The 16988-nt window shown below is 72.6% G+C and carries 16 protein-coding genes; 7 read left to right on the top strand and 9 right to left on the bottom strand.

Annotated features, from left to right (window positions below):
* Genes ACZ6N8_RS27185 through ACZ6N8_RS27175 form a run of 3 tightly spaced genes read right to left on the bottom strand, consistent with a single transcriptional unit; the run spans nucleotide 1 to nucleotide 3464 of the window.
* On the bottom strand, nucleotides 1-1257 hold the full coding sequence (locus tag ACZ6N8_RS27185) for an MFS transporter (protein ID WP_466013386.1): 1257 nt from the start codon (nucleotides 1255-1257) through the stop codon (nucleotides 1-3).
* Complete coding sequence (locus ACZ6N8_RS27180) at nucleotides 1254-1850, bottom strand: ArsR/SmtB family transcription factor (protein ID WP_466013384.1); 597 nt, start codon at nucleotides 1848-1850, stop codon at nucleotides 1254-1256. The genes ACZ6N8_RS27185 and ACZ6N8_RS27180 overlap by 4 nt, the downstream gene beginning before the upstream one ends.
* Nucleotides 1851-1898: 48 nt before the next feature.
* Nucleotides 1899-3464 (bottom strand): LLM class flavin-dependent oxidoreductase, encoded by a 1566-nt coding sequence (locus tag ACZ6N8_RS27175; RefSeq protein WP_466013382.1) that lies wholly within the window; start codon nucleotides 3462-3464, stop codon nucleotides 1899-1901.
* A 102-nt stretch (nucleotides 3465-3566) separates the two neighbouring features.
* Here ACZ6N8_RS27175 and ACZ6N8_RS27170 point away from each other — a divergent pair, with 102 nt between their 5' ends.
* Nucleotides 3567-4133 (top strand): MarR family winged helix-turn-helix transcriptional regulator, encoded by a 567-nt coding sequence (locus ACZ6N8_RS27170; RefSeq protein WP_466013380.1) that lies wholly within the window; start codon nucleotides 3567-3569, stop codon nucleotides 4131-4133.
* A gap of 94 nt (nucleotides 4134-4227) precedes the next feature.
* Here ACZ6N8_RS27170 and ACZ6N8_RS27165 read toward each other — a convergent pair whose 3' ends face one another.
* The 3 genes from ACZ6N8_RS27165 to ACZ6N8_RS27155 all read right to left on the bottom strand — a co-directional run bounded on the left by ACZ6N8_RS27165 (nucleotide 4228) and on the right by ACZ6N8_RS27155 (nucleotide 8552).
* Nucleotides 4228-5736 carry a phosphoesterase gene (locus tag ACZ6N8_RS27165; RefSeq protein WP_466013378.1) on the bottom strand — a complete coding sequence of 503 codons (1509 nt, stop codon included), beginning with the start codon at nucleotides 5734-5736 and terminating at the stop codon, nucleotides 4228-4230.
* A 103-nt stretch (nucleotides 5737-5839) separates the two neighbouring features.
* Nucleotides 5840-7804, bottom strand: a complete 1965-nt coding sequence (locus ACZ6N8_RS27160) for a Xaa-Pro dipeptidyl-peptidase (protein WP_466013376.1) — start codon at nucleotides 7802-7804, stop codon at nucleotides 5840-5842.
* A gap of 85 nt (nucleotides 7805-7889) precedes the next feature.
* The gene (locus ACZ6N8_RS27155; protein WP_466013374.1) at nucleotides 7890-8552 is read right to left on the bottom strand and encodes a hypothetical protein; all 663 of its coding nucleotides are present in this window, start codon (nucleotides 8550-8552) and stop codon (nucleotides 7890-7892) included.
* Between the two features lie 405 nt (nucleotides 8553-8957).
* Here ACZ6N8_RS27155 and ACZ6N8_RS27150 point away from each other — a divergent pair, with 405 nt between their 5' ends.
* On the top strand, nucleotides 8958-9920 hold the full coding sequence (locus ACZ6N8_RS27150) for a helix-turn-helix transcriptional regulator (protein WP_466013372.1): 963 nt from the start codon (nucleotides 8958-8960) through the stop codon (nucleotides 9918-9920).
* 55 nt (nucleotides 9921-9975) lie between these two features.
* Nucleotides 9976-10617: a DUF6624 domain-containing protein gene (locus ACZ6N8_RS27145; protein WP_466013370.1), complete on the top strand. Its 642-nt coding sequence runs from the start codon at nucleotides 9976-9978 to the stop codon at nucleotides 10615-10617.
* On the opposite strand, the gene ACZ6N8_RS27140 is transcribed toward ACZ6N8_RS27145, so the two are convergent.
* Nucleotides 10614-12020 (bottom strand): aminotransferase-like domain-containing protein, encoded by a 1407-nt coding sequence (locus ACZ6N8_RS27140; protein WP_466013368.1) that lies wholly within the window; start codon nucleotides 12018-12020, stop codon nucleotides 10614-10616. The genes ACZ6N8_RS27145 and ACZ6N8_RS27140 overlap by 4 nt on opposite strands.
* Between ACZ6N8_RS27140 and ACZ6N8_RS27135 the strand changes: the two genes are divergently transcribed.
* Nucleotides 12019-12966 carry a DMT family transporter gene (locus ACZ6N8_RS27135; protein WP_466013366.1) on the top strand — a complete coding sequence of 316 codons (948 nt, stop codon included), beginning with the start codon at nucleotides 12019-12021 and terminating at the stop codon, nucleotides 12964-12966. The two genes, ACZ6N8_RS27140 and ACZ6N8_RS27135, sit on opposite strands and share 2 nt — an antisense overlap.
* On the opposite strand, the gene ACZ6N8_RS27130 is transcribed toward ACZ6N8_RS27135, so the two are convergent.
* The gene (locus ACZ6N8_RS27130; protein WP_364376581.1) at nucleotides 12963-13358 is read right to left on the bottom strand and encodes a winged helix-turn-helix transcriptional regulator; all 396 of its coding nucleotides are present in this window, start codon (nucleotides 13356-13358) and stop codon (nucleotides 12963-12965) included. The two genes, ACZ6N8_RS27135 and ACZ6N8_RS27130, sit on opposite strands and share 4 nt — an antisense overlap.
* Before the next feature lie 88 nt (nucleotides 13359-13446).
* Here ACZ6N8_RS27130 and ACZ6N8_RS27125 point away from each other — a divergent pair, with 88 nt between their 5' ends.
* Nucleotides 13447-14304 carry an NAD(P)H-binding protein gene (locus tag ACZ6N8_RS27125; RefSeq protein WP_466013364.1) on the top strand — a complete coding sequence of 286 codons (858 nt, stop codon included), beginning with the start codon at nucleotides 13447-13449 and terminating at the stop codon, nucleotides 14302-14304.
* A gap of 68 nt (nucleotides 14305-14372) precedes the next feature.
* On the opposite strand, the gene ACZ6N8_RS27120 is transcribed toward ACZ6N8_RS27125, so the two are convergent.
* A complete protein-coding gene (locus ACZ6N8_RS27120) occupies nucleotides 14373-15062 on the bottom strand; it encodes a TetR/AcrR family transcriptional regulator (RefSeq protein WP_466013362.1) in 690 nt (229 codons plus the stop codon).
* 58 nt (nucleotides 15063-15120) lie between these two features.
* Between ACZ6N8_RS27120 and ACZ6N8_RS27115 the strand changes: the two genes are divergently transcribed.
* Together ACZ6N8_RS27115 and ACZ6N8_RS27110 are read left to right on the top strand one after the other, a co-directional pair.
* Complete coding sequence (locus ACZ6N8_RS27115) at nucleotides 15121-15960, top strand: alpha/beta fold hydrolase (protein WP_466013360.1); 840 nt, start codon at nucleotides 15121-15123, stop codon at nucleotides 15958-15960.
* Nucleotides 15961-16009: 49 nt separating this feature from the next.
* Complete coding sequence (locus ACZ6N8_RS27110; protein ID WP_466013358.1) at nucleotides 16010-16915, top strand: ion transporter; 906 nt, start codon at nucleotides 16010-16012, stop codon at nucleotides 16913-16915.
* Nucleotides 16916-16988 lie beyond the last annotated feature (73 nt).

The following is a 16988-nucleotide window of genomic DNA, read 5'->3' as shown; positions in this document are numbered from 1 at the left end:
TCATTCCGTCGCCTCGTCGATGCTGGCGATGCGGCGTACCGGCGAGGCGAGCAGCCAGAGCACGGCGAGGGTGCCGCCCAGCCCGGCGACGACAAGGGCCGGCCGCAGCCCGACGGCGGTGCCCAGCGCGCCGCCGACCAGCGCCCCCAGCGGCCGGACGCCGTAGTTGACGGCGCTGTACGCACCGGCTCGGCGGCCGCGGGCGTCGTCGGGCGTGACCGCGGTCAGCAGCGCGTTGAGGTTGATGTCCATCAGCATCACACCGAAGCTGGAAACCAGCTCGATGGCCGCCAGCATGGTGATCTTCGACCAGGTGGGGCCGGTGATCAGGGCGGTCAGCGCCAGCGGCGCGGAGAACAGCACCACGCCGATCATCGTGGTACGGCCCAGCCCGATGGCCCGTGCGATGCGGGGGGCCAGCGCCGCGCCCACCAGCCCGCCGGGTGCCCCGGCTGCGAAGGCCAGGCCGATGGCGCCGGCCGACAGGTCGAGGTCACGGCTCGCGTACAGCACCAGCAGGGCCGAGGCGATGAAGGTGAAGAAGTTGACAGTGCTGGTGCAGCCGAGCGCGGCGCGCAGCACCGGGTCGCGCAGCACCATCACCAGCCCTTCGCGGACCATGCCGAGAGTGGACGTCCTGCGCGGCGGCGGGGGCGACTCGGTCACCGGGATGCGGCGCAGCAGCAGCGCCGAGCCGAGGAATGACACCGCGTCGACGACGATCGCCACCGGCGCGCCGAGCGCCTGGACCAGCCCACCGCCGACCGCCGGCCCGGCGATGAAGGACAGCGACCGGCTCATGCTCAGCTTGCTGTTCGCGTCCACGTACGCCGACCGGGGCACCAGGGCGACGAAGAACGCCTGGCGTCCCAGGGCGAACAGCACCGCCCCGGCACCGGTGAGCAGCGCCACCAGGTAGAGGTGGGTGAGGGTGAGCGCGCCGAACAGGTAGGCCACCGGCAGGCTGAACAGCACGGCCGCGCGGATCAGGTCCGCGATGATCAGGAGCCGCCGTTTGTGGGTGCGCTGGTCCACCCACGCGCCCAGGAACAGGCCCAGCAGGTTGGGCAGCCAGATCAACGCGGTGAGGACACTCACCTGAAGGGGCGTCGCGGTGAGCAGGGAGACGGCGATCAGCGGCAGGGCCAGTTCGCTGATCCGGTCGCCGAACTGCGAGACCGTCTCGCCGATCCAGAAGGTGCGGAACCGCCTGTCGCGGTGCAGGGCGGGCGGGGGCGCGGTGTCGACGGTGGTCATGACGCGGACCTGTCGTCGCCGGTCTCGGGCAGCAGGTAGCGCAGCATCCGCACGATCCGTGCGCCGTCCGGTGGCGTCTCGTCGTCCTTGCGCCGCACGTACGGGGCGAGCAGCTCCTCGATGGCGTTCTCCAGCTCCCGCAGCTCGTCGGGTGTGGCGACGAACCGGGTGTCGGCGACCCCGGCCAGCCCTCGCCACTCGGCGTCCAGCCGGGGCTCCTCGTGCAGCAGCCACTGCTGCGGGGTGTCCGCGTACCTGGCGAACATCTCGCCGCGCAGCTGCCGGCCGGCGGCCTGCCCCTCGGCGTCGTCGGGCAGGCTGAAGCGGAAGCCCCGGGCGGCTGCCTGCCACCAGCGTTCCCGCTTGCTGGCGGTGCCCTCGGCGTCGGTGACCAGGCCGAACGTGGCGAGGTGCCGCAGGTGCCAGCTGACCACCGACGGGGTGGCGCCGACGTGCGGTGAGAGCCCGGTGGCGGTGGCCGGGCCGTGCCGCTGGAGCCGGTCGAGGATGGCGAGCCGCACCGGATGGGCGAGCGCCCGCAGCGCCTGCGGCTCGGTGATCTCGAAATCCCCGTACGGGTTCTTGAGAGACATGTTTCGAAAGTAGTCTCTCACGTTATCCGGGGCAACCCCCCGGGGCGGTCAGCTCACCCCCAACCGCGCCAACGGCTCGACCAGCTCGCGCTCCTCGTAGCTCAGGTGCGACAGCAGGGTGTCGGTCAGCAGGTTCACCGCGGCGCGCAGCTCGGCCAGGCCGTCCGGCGCTCCGACGTACGCCACCAGGGCGCGATCGACCCCCTCCAGCACGTCGTGGATGACGTGGTGCTCCTGCTCCAGCCGGTCGATGACCGGACGCAGCCGGGGATCGGCCTGCCGCAGGCGCGGGAAGAGCGCCTGGTCCTCGATGGTGTGGTGGGTGGTGACGATGCGGCAGTACGACTCGCAGTACGCGCCGAGCGTCCACCGGTTCTGCCGCATGGTCATCGTGTTGATGTGGGAACGGGCGGTGCCGGCGTCGATCTCACCGGCCGCGACCTGCTCGATGAGGTCGTGGATCTGGGCCAGCTCGCCCCGCAGCCCGTCGTGCACCTGCACCAGGTGCTGGCCGTTCGCCTGCTCGTGCGCCGTGTAGGTGCGCGTCGGATCGGGCGCCGGTCCGGTCGGGCGGGCCGACTCGTCCCACACCTGGCGGTCACTGAGACGCCGGCCGTCGTCGGGGGTCGGCACCACGGCGAAGGCGCCGGCGGTCACCCTCGCCCGCGCCGGGGGCGCCGCGGGCGCGACGGCCACCGGCGGCACCGCGGCGGGCGCGTCGCCCCGCTCGCGCTCGGTGGTCACCAGCTCGCGGACGGCGGGCGCCACCTCGCCGGCGAACCGGCGCAGGTCGTCGGGGTCGTCGCTGGCGAGGATGAAGGTGCCGACGCCGTCGCCCAGCGCCAGCTCGGCCAGCTCCCGCGCCCACTGCTCGGCGGGGCCGTTCAGCTGCCCGCGCCCGACCGTCGAGAACGTGCCGGAGATGTTGAGCAGCCGGCGCACGTCCCGGGGCGAGCGGCCCGCCTCGCGCGCGGCGTCGTCGATGATGGCGTTGCCCTTGACCAGGTCACCGGGCTGGAGGTAGCCCAGCGAGGGCAGCCAGCCGTCGGCCCGACGCCCGGTGAGCGCCAGCATGCGCGGCTTGTACGCGCCCAGCCAGATCGGCACCGCGTGGGCCGGGGCCGGGCCGCGCTTGGCACCGACCACCCGGTGGAACTCGCCGTCCACCCGGACGCCGCCGCGCGCCTCGGCGTCCCAGATCTGTCGGATGACCTCGATGGCCTCCTCCAGCGCCCGGACGCCCTCCCCGGCGGTCAGCCGTCGACCGCCCATCGCCTCGATGGCGTCCCAGAACGCGCCCGCGCCGAGACCCAGCGCGACCCGGCCGTCGGTGAGCAGGTCGAGGCTGGCGACGCTGCGGGCGAGCACCGCAGGTGGGCGCAGCGGCAGGTTCGTGACGTTCGCCGACAGCTGCACCCGGTCGGTGCGGGCCGCCACGAAGCTCAGCAGCGTCCAGGTGTCGAGGAACCGTGGCTGGTACGGGTGGTCCTGGAAGGTCACGAGGTCGAGCCCGACCTGCTCGGCCAGGACGGCGAGACCGACGGTGCGGTCCGGATCGTCGTTGCCGGGCGTGGTGAACGAGCCGAAGATCAGCTCGTGGCCGTAGTCGCTCATCTGCGAGCCTCCCGTTCCGCGCAATGCGTCATGCGCACAACCTTATGTCAGACAGAACATCTGCTGCCAACAAGGTATGCCGTGCTGCGCTATTGTCGTCCTATGACGGGTGCCACCGACCGGCCGGACCGGCCCGATCCGCTCGACGACGACCTGGGCTGGATGCTCGGGATCGTGTTCCGGGGCCACGTCAAGGCGGCCGAACACGCCCTGGCCGACTTCCCCGGTGGCCCGCGCGGCTACCAGGTGCTCACCGCCGCCGCCAACGGCCCGGCCCGCAACCAGGGCGCGATCGCCGAGGAACTGGGCATCGACCGCACGGTGCTCACATACCTGATCGACGACCTGGAGCGGCCCGGGTTCGTCGCCCGACGGGCGGACCCGGCCGACCGACGCAGCCGGCTGGTGGACGTCACCGACACCGGCCGGGCGGCCTGGGAGCAGCGACGGCGGGCGCTGCGACAGGTCGAGGCACACCTGCTGGGGGCGCTCACGCCTGCCGAGTCGGCGACGCTGCGGGCCCTGCTGCAACGCGTCGCCTGCTCGACCCAGGCGACCGACCCGCTGCGGAACCTCTGCGAGGTGGTCGAGCAGGTGCGGCCCGAGCCCGGCCCGGCCGAGCTGCCGGCCGGCGGGCGCCGGGCCGGACGTCGCCCCAACGCCTCCTGACCACCGCCGGCGGAGCCGGATACGGTACGGGCCCGCCGGCGCCGCCCGACAGTGGTGCGTCGAGCGGCTTCGGCGGACCCGCCGTGCCCGTCGGTCAGCGCACGTGCACGAAGACCGGGTTCGAGTAGAACCACAGGTCGTCCCACGGGCTCTCCAGCCCGTCGGCGAGCGGCTCGGCCTCGTCGGTGCTGGTGCCGCGCACCCGCGCGTACGTGTCGGCCTCGACGTTGCGCAGGGTGTGCCTGATGACGTACTCGTCGCCCTGTCGACGCCAGTCGCGCGGGCCGAACCGGGCCACCACGCTTGTGGTGGGGTTGGTGTCGGCGTCCGGGTTGGCGCTCGGCCCGGTGATCTGACCGACGATCAGGTCGACCCGGCGGACCTCGGGGCGGTCCCCGTTGGCGTTCACGCCACCCAGCGGGCGGAACCGGATCTCGATCTCGACGTCGGTGCGGCCGCGGCGGCTGAGGGTAATGGTCTCGCCCACCTCGGCCGTCTTCCCCTGCGACCTGGCTGTCACGTCGAGGCCGCGGATCAGGTCACCTGTGGTCACCCAGATCCGGCCGTTGCGCAGGCCGTCCATGATGTCGCCGTAGTCCTGACGGGCGTGCACGTAGGTCTTGCTGTACTCCCCCGGCCAGAAGTCCGAGCCGCCGCGCGTCCAGTGCACGTGCGAGTCCGACGTCGCGGTGATCCACCAGCGGCGGCCCTCACCGAGCAGCGAATCCCAGAGACCACCGACCCGCGCGGTCATCTGGTCGAAGCCGCCGTAGGTGGGGTGGTTGCCGTACCCGCCCCGCTTGCCCCCGTTGAGCGGACCCGCCTGGTGCCCGGGAGCCCCCTCGAAGCCGATGTAGACGTCCGGCGCGGCGTTGTTGCCGTTGCGGAACTCGCGTGGCGTGTCCTGGCCGTAGACGCCGAGGCCGGGCGCGGAGCGGGACGCGTGGTGGGCGATCACGAGCGGCTTGTGCGGCATCCCCCGCGCGACCTTGAGGAACTCCACCATCCTGGCCTCGGTGTCGCGGGCCGGGTCGGTGGGGAACGCGTCGTACTTGGCGAACCGGCTCTCCAGCTCGAAGAGCTGCTTAGCCTCGTCGTCGTGGCGCGGGATCATCAGCGTGTGGTGGTCGAGCGACGGCGCGTCGAACTCCATGCCCCAGAACTGGAGCACCTCGGGGACCAGCTTGCGCGAGCGCAGCAGGTCGGGGTACGCCTGCTCGATGTTCACCTTGGAATGCGTCGGTCCACCGTGGTCGGTGCACATGGCCCAGGTCAGGCCGAAGTTCTTGGCCATGATGGCGTTGGTGACGATCGGGTAGACGGCGTCCGCGCCCTTGTGGAAGACGATCGGGCTCTTCGTCGTGTCGAACTCGCCGCTGTACTCGGAGTGGACGTGGTGGTCGCCCGCACGCCACGACCGGTTCTTCGCGGCGCCCCTGTCGCTCGTGTCGTCGGCCGGCCGCCGCTCCTCGTCGGCCCACGCCGCGCCGGCCCCCACAAGCGGGCTGGCCGCGGCAAGCGTCGCGCCGACGCCTGCGTACTTGACCAGCTTGCGCCGCGACAGCTGCACGTGCTCGGCCTGTTCGGAATGCTTGTCTCTCACCTGAGAGCCTCTCCTCGATCAAGCGGATGCTCTTTCGATCAAGAAGCCTCGGAGAGGGTGATGAACAGGTGTTGTACGTGGCGCGGGGCCACGATGAACTGATTCAGGGCACCTGCCGGTTGTCCGGCGCCGTCCGGGCCGACGACCGCTCGGCCGGCGCGGTGACCACCGACGGCGCGACGGCGACGCTGGGCAGCCCGGCCCGGCCGGTGACCGGAAGGACCAACTCGCTGCGACCCAGGTCGACCCGGACGGTGGCGTCGCGGTCGTCGGTCTCGGTGAAGTCCGGGTCGCTCTGACCGAGCACCAGGCCGAGCACGTGCCCGGCCGGCACCACCGCGTCGTACGCGTTCAACGGCACCGTCACCGTGTACCACCGGTCCGGGCGCAGCGGGGTGGTGAACCGCAGCGAGCGGTGGTGCGCGGCGTCGAGCCATCCCCGGGTCAGCACGGCGTGGTCGGTGACCGCGGTGATCTCCTCGGTGTCCCGGTAGCAGGCGTCGTCAGCGGCCGTGGACGCTCCCCAGCAGGACTCGGTGGTCAGCGTCCGCACACCCTCGGAGCTGTCGTAGCGGATCCGCTCGGCGGTGCCGTAGTCGACGAGCCGGGCGGTCAGCTCGGTGGTCGGGCGGTCCACCCGGATCCGCAGCCGCACCGACGGGCTGCCGGAGATTCGCAGGGGCGCGGTGAGCGCGCCGGAGAGGAACACCAGTCGGCCGGAGGCTGCGCTGTTCGGCTCGGCCACCAGTGCGTCCTCGGACAGCGACTCGTCGACGTACGCCCGCTCCAGACCCGGCCGCGCGCCGCGCCCGCCGAGCGTCCCGGTCACGCCATCGCCGACGCCGAGGGCGACCCGCACGTCCCGGGTGCCGGGGGCGGGCCAGTCCCGCTGGGTCGTCCAGGTGCCCGGAGCGGTCTCCAGGTCGACCCGGGGCTCGGCCATCACGCCGTTGCGCAGCCCCTGCAACCAGTAGTCGAACCAGCGGTGCAGCGTGTCCACCCAGGTGCCGCGCCGGACGTCGAACGGGTCCTCGTGGCCGGCCTGGTAGAGCCAGAGCTTGCGGGGCACGCCCTGCTCGGCCAACTCCTGCCACCAGCGGGCGAACTGGTTGGTCGTGACGTTCAGGTCGTTCACGCCGTGCGCCACGAACACGCTGGCCCGTACCCGCCCGGCCGAGGGCCGGTAGTCGCGCTGCGCCCAGAACCCGTTGCGGTCGCCGGTCTCCTCCGCGCTGTCCGAGCGCAGTCGGGCCAGGACGTCGGCGCACGCCTGCTCGCCGCGCCCGTTGACGTACGAGTGCAGGTAGCCGGGGTAGTCGGCGGCGCGCAGGACACCGTTGTAGCGCATGTAGTCGTACCAGCTGGAGATCGCCGAGATCGGCACGATCGTGGCCAGCCCCGGCACGCCTGTGGCGGCGACCCCGTTGGCGACCGAGCCGTCCCACGACTTGCCGATCATGCCGACCCGTCCGGTGCTCCAGGCGGCGCTGACCTGTCGCCCGTCGGCGGCGTACGCGCGGGCGCGCCCGTTGAGCCAGTCCACCACTGCGGTGGCGCTGCCCACCTCGGCCGGGCCGCCGACGTCCTGGCAGCCGGTGGAGCGGGCGGTGCCGGCCAGGTCGGCGGCGACGAACGCGTACCCGCGCGGGACGAAGTAGTTGTCGTAGAACAGCGGAGCCTTGGCGATCACGCCTGCCGCGTCGTACGTCTTGCGTTCGCTCTCGTTGCCCCGACCGCAGCAGAGGTAGTAGGGCGACGCGTCCATGATGACCGGTACCCGGACCCCGGCGGCGGCCGCCTCGCGCGGTCGGACGACGTCCACGGCCACCCGGTCCCGGACGCCGTCGCCGTCGCTGTCGGCCCGTGTCTCGACCCAGACGCTCTCGCGGATGGCGTCGGCGTAGGAGTAGACGGGGACCGTCTCGGTGCCGACGACGTGCGGCGGGGACTGCCGGTGCCGGGTGGTCGGGTCGGCGGCCGCGGGAGCGGTGGGAGCGGCGAACAGCGCCGCGACCAGCAGGCCGGCCAGGATGTTGGCGACCCGGGCGCGGGTACGGGCGGTCGACATCGGTGTCCTCCCGGGGTGCGACGCGTGGATCACATTCCATCGCATCGATGTCCCCCTTGCCTAGTGCCGCGGCGGCGAGTCGTTGTCAGATCCGGGCGCGGGGCAGCCAGCCCAGGAACCGGAGCCGCGCCCGGGGCAGTGGCAGGGTCGGCAGATCCTCGGCTGCGGCGACGAGACAGGAGCCGAGGTAGACGGCGAGGGAGGCGCGCGCCCCACCGAACTCGGCGAGCAGTTGACTCTGCTTGGTGGCGCAGGGCCACTCCCGACCGCAGCCCGTGCAGGTCCAGCTCGGCGGGTTGGGAAGGTGTTCGGGCAGCTTCGGTCGCTGGTACCGGCCCACGACACTGTTGTCGGCGCGCACGTCCCGTCGCCGGGGAGCGGGGCCGGCGTTGCGGTGCGCGGGTGGCCGGGGCGCGGGCAGATAGCGCCGGACGGTGCCCAGGAGCACCCCGACGCGGATCAGGGCGTCGGGTCCCACGTGGTGGGCCAGCAACGCGGTGAGCAGGTAGTGCCCGAGCAGGTCGAAGGAGTCCCGGTTCAGCCGCAGGTCGCGGCACAGGTCGACGAACTCGGGTGTGGTCAGTGGCACCCGGTCGTCCAGAGCGCGGCGCAGCACCTCGCGCAGCGCGACTCCCAGGTTCTCCAGGGCGTCGCCCTCGCCCAGTCCCAGGCTGTCCTCGTCCGCCACCCGCGCCAACGCCTCGGCCACCGCCAGTCGGACGACGCGGTCCGGATCATGTTTGTCCAACGTCTACCCCCACCTGTTGGCCGGAATTCCGGCAGCGTTCCCGGGAACCGGTGCGGCGCCCGGGAGATCATGAACAAGATTTTCGCCGCAGCGGGCGGGGCGACTAGGACAGCGGGCGCAGGATTGCCCGCGCGGTAGCCGGAAAGCGAAGTGGACTCACGGACGGCGCAAAACCGAGCGGCACACTACTGGCTGTCGTATGGTGGAATTCCCATCAATGGATATGCGAATAGTTGGGATTACTTAACGGCCAGTCCACTCCGACAACGCTCGACCGCTACCACCGCCGAACCGCCGGGTCAGCACCCTGCCGGGATCCACCGGCCCGTGCGCCCGGACACGTCCCGACCACACCGCCGGCCCCGGTGGGCCACCGGCGGGTCCTTCCCCGGACGGAGACAGCGGATGACGTCATCAGTGCAGACCCGAGGATTCGACAGCCGCGACCCGGCGGCCATCCACCGTTTCCTGGCCAGCACGTACGGCACGGACCTGCGCATCCGCGCCGAGGAGACCGGATACCACCTCGTTCACCAACGCGTCGACACCGGGCCGTTCGCCCTCGCCGCCACCGGCCAGACCGCGCATCTCGACATCGAGGTCGACGACATCGACGGGTTGGTCGTCTGCCGTAGCCGCACCGCCCTCATCGACCGCGCGTGCGAGGGATCCAACCACCGGTTCGGTCCGGGCGACGTCTTTCTCACCACCCGGCCCGGCCGGCGGTTCAGCCTGCACTGGCAGCCTGGTCTGGTGGAGCTCTGCGTCCTGGACCTCGCGGTGCTGACGCAGGTGGCGACCGCCGCGCCGGGCCGGCGGCCCGGCCGGATCCGGTTCACCGACCTGGGCGCCGCAAACGCGCTCCTCGCCCGGCAGTGGCGAAAGACCACCAGCTACATCAGCGACGTCGTCCTGAGCAACCCGAGCGCCCGGGTCCAGCCGCTGGTGGTCGGCAACGCCGCGCGGATGCTCGCCGCGGCGGCGCTGGCGATCTTTCCCAACACGGCCTTCACCGACGAGACAGCCGCGGACCGCCGCGACGCCAGCACGGCCACCCTGCGCCGCGCCACCGCCTTCATGGAGGAGAACGCCGACCGGGACATCAGCGCGGCAGACATCGCCGGCGCCGCCGCCGTCTCCCTGCGGGCCGTGCAACTCGCGTTCCGCCGCCACCTCGGCACCACCCCGATGGCGTACCTGCGCGGGATCCGCCTCGACCGCGCCCACCACGACCTGGTCCGGGCCGACCCTCGACGGGAGACCGTGTCGGCGATCGCCAGCCGGTGGGGGTTCGCCAGCCACAGCAGGTTCACCGCCCGGTACCACGCCAGCTACGGCGTACCGCCCCGCGAGACGCTCCGCGCCTGAGACGGCCCCGGCACCCGCCTTGTGACACCGCCCCGCACCGGCGACAATCGGCCCCGTGAAGCTCCCCTCGCGGGTCGCGGTGACGCTTGTGGGCCTGCTGGTCCTCGCCGCGTGCGACACCGCGCCCGAACCGGCCGGCACACCGACGGGTGGCACCACACCTACCACTCCCCCGGCCCCGTCCAGCGCGTCAGCCTCCCCTGCCGCCTTCGACAAGGCGCTGCACGACGAGTTGATCGCGATGCTGGAACGCGACCAGGCCGACCGCGAGGGCAGCCCGCAGGCCGAGTCCGACCAGGCGCGCACCGCCCGGCTCAAGGACATCGTCCGGGCCCACGGCTGGCCGACCTTCGCCCTGGTCGGCGAGGACGGCGGCAACGCCGCGTGGGCCATCGCCCAACATTCCGACCTGGATCCCGCGTTCCAGCAGGAGGCGCTGGACCTGTTACGCGCGGCCGTCGCCGCCGGCCAGGCGTCGCCGGGCAACCTCGCCTACCTCCACGACCGGGTCGCGACAGGCAGGGGCGAGCCGCAGGAGTACGGGACGCAGATCCGATGTGGACCCGGCGGCCCCGTCCCGGCCACCCCGATCAGGGACGAGGCCGATGTCGAACGACGCCGCGCCGAGGCCGGCCTGCCCACGCTCGCGAGCTACCTGGCCGAGATGACCACGATCTGCGCGCAGGACACCAACTAGACAGGTGCCCGTTCCGCGCGCAGAGCCCGGGCGAGGCGGCGGACGGCCTCGTCCATGAGGTCGGGCGCGGCGGCGGCGTAGGTGAGGCGCAGGTGCGGCGCCGGGGGTTCGGCCGCGTACCAGGGGCGACCCGGAAAGACGACGACGCCCTCGGCGGCAGCGGCGGCGGCCACCGCCACGTCGTCGACGCCGTCGGGCAGGCGGATCCACAGGTGCAGGCCGCCACGCGGGACCGACTGCGGGCAGAGGCTGGGCAGGTGTCGCCGCAGCGCGGCCACCAACGCCTCGCGGCGCGTCCGGAGCGACGTGGCGAGAATCCGACGGTGCCGCGACCACGCCGGGGAGGTGAGGAACTCCAACGCCGCCTGTTGCAGTGGACCTGCCACGAAGAAGTCGTCGAGCAGCCGTGCCGCACGCAACCGGGCACCGGCCGGCCCGCGGGCGCCGATCGCCGCGACGCGCAGCCCGGGCGCTGTCGACTTGGTCAACGAACGCAGGTAGATGACGTGGCCGTCGGGGTCGTCGGCGGCCAGCGGCGGTGGGGCCGGACCGTCGATGGTGAGGTCGCGGGCGTAGTCGTCCTCGATCAGGAAGGCGCCGGCGTCGCGTACCGCGTCGGCGACCCGGGCCCGGCGGTCAGCCGCGAGCGTCGCGCCGTGCGGGTTGGCGTGCAGCGGCTGGGAGTAGAAGAGCCGCGCGCCGGTGCGGGCGAACGCGGCGGCGAGGTGGTCGGGGCGTACCCCGTCGGCGTCCGCCGGCACGGGCACCACCCGGAGTCCGGCGGCTCGTGCCACGGCCAGCGCGCCCAGGTAGGTCGGGGACTCGACGAGCAGGGCGTCGCCGGGGGCGGTGAGCGCCCGCACCGCCGAGGACAGCGCGGCCTGCCCACCGGGGCAGATCACCATGTCCTCGGCCCGCAGCCCGGTCCCGGCCTCGCGGGCGAACCAGGCGCGCAGGTCCTCGCGCCCCTCGACCGGCCCGCGCTGCCAGGTGGCGGGCTGGCGGGCGGCGCGGGCGAGGGCGGCGCCCAACGCGGCGGCCGGCTGAAGGTCGGCGTCCAGGTAGCCGCCGGACAACGGGATCGCACCGTCGCGCGGCAGCGCCAGCAGTGCCTGCATCTCGCTCTCGCCGGACGGGCGGGGGCCGAGCGCGACTGTCTGCCAGGACAGGTCGGGTACGCGCCGCACGTCCGGCGCGGCGGCCACGAAGGTGCCTCTGCCGGGCCGCGCCTCGATCAGCCCTTCGGCCACCAACCGCCGGACGGCCTCGGCGACGGTGACAGGTGAGGCCTGGTGCCGGGCGGTCAACTCCCGGACCGAGGGCAGTCGGGCGCCCGGACCCGCGGCGGCCACCAGCACCCGCAGATCTTGGATAACGCGAGCGGCTGCGTTACCGTCTTCCATGAAGGAAGATAGTAGCGCTACTGCCGGCAGCACGGTAACAACGAGCCGGGCCGGCGGCCTCGCCCTCGGCGCGCTGGGCGTGCTCGGCTTCAGCCTCTCCCTGCCGGCGACCCGCCTGGCCGTCGAACAACTCGATCCGTGGTTCGTCGCCTTCGGACGCGCGGTCGGCGCGGGTCTGCTGGCCTGGGCGTACCTGCGTCTCACGGGCGCGCCACGGCCCTCGCGCGGCCAGTGGCGGCGGCTGGCGGTCGTGGCCCTGGGCGTCGTCGTCGGCTTCCCGTTGTTCACCTCGCTGGCGCTGCTCACCCAGACCTCGGCGCACGGCGCGGTCGTCATCGCCGCGCTGCCCGCGATGACCGCCGTCTTCGCGGTGCTGCGCGCGGGGGAACGCCCGCCGACGCTGTTCTGGATCGCGAGCGCCGGCGGGCTGCTGGCGGTGCTGGTCTTCCTCGCCGCCAGCGGCGCGGTACGCGGCACGATCACCCTGCCCGACGTGTTCCTGCTCGCGGCGATCGTGCTCTGCGGCCTGGGCTACGCCGAGGGCGGCGCGCTGGCCCGCGATCTGGGCGGCGCCCGGACGATCTGCTGGGCGCTGCTGCTGTCGCTGCCCGTCACCGTGCCCGTTACTGTCGTCGCCGCGCTGGCCGACCGGCCGCACGCCGACACCGTCGGCTGGTCGGCGTTCGGCTACCTCACTGTCGTCTCGATGTTCCTGGGTTTCTTCGCCTGGTACGCGGGGCTGGCCCGGGGCGGCATCGCGCAGGTCGGTCAGGTCCAGCTCGCGCAGCCGGTGCTCACTCTCGGGTGGTCGGCGCTGCTGCTCGGCGAGAACGTCACCCCCACCTCGATCGTGGCGGCGGTGGTGGTGCTGGCGTGCGTCGTGTTGATCCAGCGCACCCGGCGGCCGGGGCCGGTGGTGCGACGGGAGCGGGCGGGCGTGCGTTAGGCCCGCTCGCGCTCGCGGGCCGTCTGCAACTCGGGCACCGAGGCCTCCAGCAGGTCCGCGAGGCCACGCAACTGTTCGGCGACGCGGGCGCCGAGGGGCGTCAGTGAGTATTCGACGCGCGGCGGGATCGCGGTGAGCACCTCGCGGGTGAGCATGCCGTCGCGTTCGAGCGTCTGCAGCGTCTGCGAGAGCATCCGTTCGCTGACCCCGTCGATGCGCCTCCGCAACGCGTTGAACCGGTACCGGCCCTCGCCGAGGGCGAGCAGCGCGAGCGAGGCCCACTTCGAGGTCACGTCCTCGAAGGCGGCACGCGAGGTGCAGCCCCGCGCGAAGACATCGCTGACGAGTTCCTGGGTAGGCCCCGCCGGGTCGTGGGCCGGCTTGTCGTTCACCTCACCAGCCTACCCGACGCTTACACAACTACTTGTACTATAGATTCGTAAGTACTTACCGATCATTACCGCCCCTTCGGAGGTTCCCATGCCCACCTATGCCGTCACCGGCGCCACCGGCCGGCTGGGCCGCCTGGTCATCGAGCGCCTGCTCGACACAGGCCTGCCCGCCACCGAGATCGCCGCCGTGGTCCGCGACACCGACAAGGCCGCCGACCTGGCCGCGCGCGGCGTCGAGATCCGGCAGGCCGACTACGACGACCCGTCGACGCTGCCCGGCGCCGTGGCCGGCGTACGCCGCCTGCTGCTCATCTCCGGCGACACCCCCGGGCAGCGCGTCGCCCAGCACACCGCCGTCATCGACGCCGCCAGGCTCGCCGGGATCGAGCGCGTCGTCTACACCAGCATCCTGAAGGCCGACACGACCACGAACCCCCTGGCACCCGAGCACAAGGCGACCGAGGCGGTCCTCGCCGCGTCGGGCCTGCCGTACACGGCGCTGCGCAACAGCTGGTACACCGAGAACTACACCGACCAGCTACCGCAGTACCTCGAGAGCGGCGCCATCCTCGGAGCTACCGGCGGCGGCCGGGTCTCCGCCGCGACCCGGGCCGACTACGCCGCCGCCGCGGCCGCGGCGCTGACCCGCGACGAGGACGGCACAGTCGTCTACGAACTGGGCGGCGCGGCGTTCACCTTCGACGAACTGGCCGAGGCCGTCACCGAGGTCACCGGCACCACTGTCGTGCACCGGGACATGTCGGCCACCGACCTGGCCGCCACCCTGCAGAGCGTCGGGCTGGACGCCGGCACCGCCGGCTTCGTCGCCGCGCTCGACCACTCGATCGCCCTCGGCGAGCTGGCGACCGACAGCGACGACCTCAGCCGGCTGATCAGCCGGCCGAGCACCCCGCTGCGCGACGCCATCCGGGCCGCGCGGGGCTGAGCTGACCGGCCGCGACGCCGAGGTAGCGACCTCCACGGCGGCACAGCCCCCCGCGTCGCCGTCCGACGTCATGCCGGGTCGGTGAGCAGGCCACTCAGCACGCTGCGGAGCGTCCGCTCGAAAAGGTCCGCCCGGGGCGGCGGCGCGGAGGGTTGGCGGAGCGCCGCGACCAGATACGGGTACGCCGCGAGGTCGACGCCCGCGAAACCGACCGCCCCGGAGGCGGCCTCGCTACGGGCGAACAGGGTCACCACGCCGGTCATCATGGCGATCGCCTCGAACTTGGCCGAGACGGCACAGGGCACCGGCTCCAGGACCCGGACGCAGTTGTCGAACCAGGCCAGGGCCTCGGGGCCGACACCGGAGCCGCGATGGATCACGTCCAGCAGCCACGGGTGGGCGCGGTGCAGCGCCAACTGCCGACGGGCCAGCAGCATCATCGTGTCCAGCCAGTCGCCCCGATCCTGCGGGTACGGCCGCATCTCCCCCACGACGCGGTCGGTCATCAGGTCCAGCAGATCGTCACGGGACGACAGGTAGCGGTAGAGCGATCCCGCACCGGTGCCGAGTGCGGTGGCGACGGCACGCATCGACACCGCGGCGAGCCCTTCGGCGTCGGCCAGGGCGATGGCCGCCCCGACGATGGCGTCCCGACTGTGGGCCGGCGCCGGTCCACGGCTGCCCCGCTCGGGCCGGGCCCAGACCGACTGCCGACCGTCGGCGGCAGGGTCGCCGGATTTCCTGGGTGCGTCGGTCACCGATCCACTGTAAACTGCAAACGTCGTTCGCAGTTTGCTGAGACGGAGAGGCGGGCCGATGACGGAGCGGATCAGGGCGCGCGACGGGCAGACCCTCGCGTTGCACTCCACGGGCAACGGCCCGGGGATCGTCGTCGTGCACGGCGGCGGCGTCACCATCGACGTCTACCGCCGGCTGACCGCCGCCCTCGCCGACCGGTTCACCGTGCACCTCTACAACCGGCGGGGACGGGCCGACGCGCCGCCCAGATCTGAGCCATACACACTCGAGCAGGAGATCGACGACCTCGCCACGGTGCTGGAGCACACCGGCGCCACCAACGTCATCGGCCACAGCGCCGGCGGGTTCATCGCACTCGAGGGCGCACGTCACCTGCCGATCGACAGGCTCGCCCTCTACGACGCCGCCATCTCCGTCGACGGCGGCATGCCCTCCGCGTGGCTCGAGGAGGCCCGCGCGGCGGCACGCGATGGCGACATCGCCAGGGGTCTCGCCATCACGACCGCCGGAATCAACCCGCAGATGGCGGCGGCGAGGCTTCCGCTCGCCGTCCGGGTGGCGATCATCCGCGCTTTCCTGCGGACCCCGATCGGCCGCATGATGGGCGATCTGCTGCCGATGACGCTCGACGAGACGGCCCTGATCCTGGCGCATGACGGGCCCGCCACGCGGTGGGCCGGGGTGACCGCGGAGGTGCTGCTGGCCTGCGGCGCCGACGGCCCGCCCTACTACGTCGACATGAACGAGGCATTGGCACGCGCACTGCCGCGCGCACGGGCGCTGACGATCCCCCGCAGCGGCCACGACGCCATCAACCGCGCACACCCGAGGACCGTCGAACCGCTCGTCGACTTCTTCGCCGCACCCGTGACTCCGGACCCGGCGGGCCGTTCCTGAGCGGTCGCGCGGTCGCCGGGCGAGCTTGATCTTGGCTAGGCTGGTCGCCATGCCCCCGCACCGCCGGCCCGCGCTGGCCGACGCCTGCGCACGGCTCGCCCGGTCGCGACCCTTCGAGATCGTCATCGTCGTCGCCATCCTCGCCAACGGCGTCGTTCTCGGCCTGGAGACGTACGACGGTCTGATCCCCGCGAACGCGGCGCTGCACGGGCTGGAATGGCTCTTCCGCGCGGTCTTCGTCCTGGAGATCGCCATCCGGCTGGCGGCCTACGGCCGCCGTCCGCAGGATTTCTTCCGGCACGGCTGGAACGTCTTCGACTTCCTGGTGATCGCGGCCATCTTCGTTCCGGGCCTGCACGGTGACTCGGCGCTGCTGCGCGTCGTCCGGGTCGCCCGGATGGTGCGGTTGGTGCGGTTCTCACCGGGCCTGCGGACCATCGTGTCGGCGCTGTGGCGCAGCCTGCCGGGCGTCACCGGGTTCCTGGCCCTGGCCGTGGTGACGCTCTACGTGTACGGGATGGCCGGCTGGCTGATCTTCGGCGACCGCTATCCCGACGAGTACGGCGACATCGGCCGGTCGCTGCTGACGCTGTTCGTGCTGCTGTCGCTGGAGACCCTGCCCGACCTCATCGAGCAGGGACTGGCCATGTCGCCGTGGACGCTGCTCTACTACGTCAGCTACGTGATCATCACGGTCAACCTGCTCCTCAACATCCTCATCGCGGTCATCGTCAACTCGATGGAGGAGGCACGCCGGCTGGAGATGACCGAGCGGCTGGCCCCCGGCTACGACGAGGACGGCGACGGCGTCCCCGACGAGGTGGACCGCATCGCGCTCACCCAACGGCTGGACGACCTACGGGCGGTCATCGCCGAGTTGGAACGGGAACTGCGGATCGACCGTGAGGACGGGCACGGCCGAGCACACCGCGAGGACGTCAGCTCCAGACGGTGATCCGACACTCTCGCCCGGTGACATCGGGATCGGTTAACCTCGATGACGGTCTGCCGGTCCGGCTGAAGGGGCA

Source organism: Micromonospora sp. NPDC047521 (assembly GCF_055587305.1).
The sequence above is the reverse complement of the archived record's forward strand: the minus strand, read 5'-3'. Positions and strand labels throughout refer to the sequence as shown.